The organism is Streptomyces sp. NRRL WC-3605, from assembly GCF_001509795.1.
Lineage (GTDB): Bacteria > Actinomycetota > Actinomycetes > Streptomycetales > Streptomycetaceae > Streptomyces > Streptomyces viridochromogenes.
This window is the reverse complement of the sequence record NZ_LLZN01000010.1, coordinates 1-308: the sequence shown is the minus strand read 5'-3', so window position 1 is coordinate 308 and position 308 is coordinate 1. Positions and strand designations below refer to the sequence as shown.

The 308-nt window shown below is 68.2% G+C and carries 1 protein-coding gene; it reads right to left on the bottom strand.

All coding sequences use genetic code 11. The features are described from left to right. Nucleotides 1-308: hypothetical protein (locus tag ADL34_RS04270; protein ID WP_159038888.1), on the bottom strand; the 308-nt coding region annotated here is incomplete at both ends.

Genomic DNA, 308 nt, shown 5'->3' with positions numbered 1-308 from the left:
ACGATGTCGCGGTAGACGCGGTGGCGGGTGCTGCTGGGGAACGCGGCCATGATGTGGTCGGCCTGGCCGGCGCCCTCGGTGCTCATCGTGCGCGGTGTCTTCAGGTCGGTGAGACCGGGTACGGCGAGCGGGACGCCCGCGAACATCTCCTCCTCGTCGGGGATCGACGTGTTCCGGGAGGCCAGCGGGTGCAGGCCGATCTCGTGGGCCAGCATCCCCATGATGTGGCCGATGTCGTACTTCTCGAAGTAGTAGCTCGCGAGATTGATGTCCACCCCGGCCTCGCCCCGGTCGATCACGTCGGCCGG